The organism is uncultured Clostridium sp. (assembly GCF_937920395.1).
Taxonomy (GTDB): Bacteria; Bacillota; Clostridia; order Clostridiales; family Clostridiaceae; genus Clostridium_AD.
The window spans coordinates 1-2,107 of sequence record NZ_CALEVF010000111.1; the positions used below are offsets into that span (position 1 = coordinate 1).

The following is a 2,107-nucleotide window of genomic DNA, read 5'->3' on the forward strand; positions in this document are numbered from 1 at the left end:
ACACTGCAGAGACACTCTTTCCCTACACGACGCTCTTCCGATCTGGTGTAGAGTATGCATTACATTGTTTATTATATATGATAGACATTCCATCAGGTAAGGCTGTTGGAATTAAAGACTTAGCAGCATTTCAAGGAGTATCAGAAACTTATTTATCAAAAGTTTATACTAAATTAAGAAAAGCAGGCATTGTAAGATCAATTATAGGTGTTAATGGCGGATATGAGTTAGTACGTGATCCTGAAAGTATAACATTTTGGGACATAGTTCAGGCCATAGAAGGAAGTACACCTTTATTTCAGTGCGCAGAAATTAGGCAAAATGAGATTTTGCTAGATAAAAAAGATTTACCTGATGTTTATACAAAATGTCCTTGTCTTATAAAAGTTGTCATGCTAGAAGCAGAAGAAAAGATGAGAATGTATTTAAACAATAAGACTTTAGGATGGTTGCATGAGCAGGTTAGCAATAAAATACCATCAGAGCACAAAAAAGAAACAGTTGAATGGTTTAATAATCTAAAATCAAGGTAAGGTAGAAATAGAAAAGCATTTTTTAATTAATAGACTAATTTATAATATAATCAGAAACAATAGAATAGAATAGGTATGTAATGACATTTCTAATATTTTGCATGGGATATTGTAAAAGAAGAATTGGAGGCTATATTATGATTAAATTTGATAATGTATCAAAGATTTATCCTAGTGGGAATAGAGCAGTTAATTCTTTAAGTCTTGAAATTAAAAAAGGTGAATTTTTTGTAATTATAGGACCAAGTGGATGTGGAAAAACTACAACACTTAAAATGATAAATCGCTTGATAAATTTAAGTGATGGTACAATTTATATAAATGAAAAGAAGATAAGTGAATATAATATTCATGAATTACGATGGGGCATAGGGTATGTACTTCAACAAATTGGGCTCTTTCCTCACATGACAATTGAAGAAAATATAGCTATTGTACCAGAACTTAAAAAATGGGATAAGAGGAAGATTAAGGAGAGAATTACAACACTTTTGGAAAGCGTTGGTCTTGAGCCTGATAAATATCGTCATAGGAAACCAAGTGAACTTTCTGGTGGAGAGCAGCAGAGAATAGGAGTAATTCAGGCACTAGCAGCTGATCCAGCTATTCTTTTGATGGATGAACCTTTTAGTGCATTAGACCCAATTAGTCGTAAAAAATTGCAAGAAGATATTGTTAATCTGCAAAAGAAAATTAAAAAAACTATTGTTTTTGTAACTCATGATATGCAAGAAGCATTAGCTCTTGGCGATAGGATTTGTGTAATGAGAGAGGGGGAGATTGTTCAGTGTGATACACCAACAAATATTTTAAAAAACCCCAAAAATGATTTTGTCAAGAAGTTTTTTAAGTCGGGTAATGTTTATAATACTTCTATATTTAATAAGCCTTATCAAGTAAAGGAAATGTTAGATGCTGGATTCTATAACCTTTACAAATTAGGCGATGGTAATTTAAGTATTAGTGATACTGAATCTATAGAGAAATTACTTAAACGATTGGGAAATGAGAAAGACGTTCCAGTTAATCATTTGGGAGAAATTATTGGAACTATAAATCATGAGCACTTAATTAAATTTATCTCGCTTAAACTTGAAAAAGGTGGTGAACTCTCATGAATAATCTAATTTCAACATTAATGCAGCGTAGGCAGCAATTAGGGACCGCACTTCTTGAGCACATGCAAATTTCGTTTATAGCTATATTTATCGCAGTACTTATTGCAGTACCACTTGGTATATATATAACAAGACATAAGCGGCTCGCTGGACCATTACTACAGATAGCGGCTATTTTTCAGACAATACCGTCGCTTGCTATTCTTGGGATACTTATACCACTTGTAGGAATCGGACAATTACCAGCTGTTATTGCCCTAGTTATATATGCTATTTTGCCTATACTTAGAAATACATATACCGGAATAAAAGAGATTGATCCGGTATTAATTGAGGCAGCGGAAGCTATGGGGATGAATAGACGCAAACAACTTTTCAAGGTTCAATTGCCTCTTGCAATGCCTATTATTATGGCGGGAGTAAGGACATCAATGGTACTAGTTATTGGCACGGCTA

3 protein-coding genes are annotated in these 2,107 nt (G+C 33.3%); all 3 read left to right on the plus strand.

Features of this window, described 5'->3' with window-relative positions:
• Positions 1 to 77: 77 nt before the first annotated feature.
• Positions 78 to 533, plus strand: coding sequence for an Rrf2 family transcriptional regulator (locus Q0649_RS09330; RefSeq protein WP_298840664.1), 456 nt, complete (start codon positions 78 to 80; stop codon positions 531 to 533).
• A 137-nt stretch (positions 534 to 670) separates the two neighbouring features.
• Positions 671 to 1,651, plus strand: a complete 981-nt coding sequence (locus tag Q0649_RS09335; RefSeq protein WP_298840657.1) for an ABC transporter ATP-binding protein — start codon at positions 671 to 673, stop codon at positions 1,649 to 1,651.
• Positions 1,648 to 2,107, plus strand: a 460-nt coding sequence (locus Q0649_RS09340; RefSeq protein WP_298840661.1) for an ABC transporter permease, incomplete at its 3' end; no start/stop codon positions are given. The genes Q0649_RS09335 and Q0649_RS09340, both read left to right, overlap by 4 nt.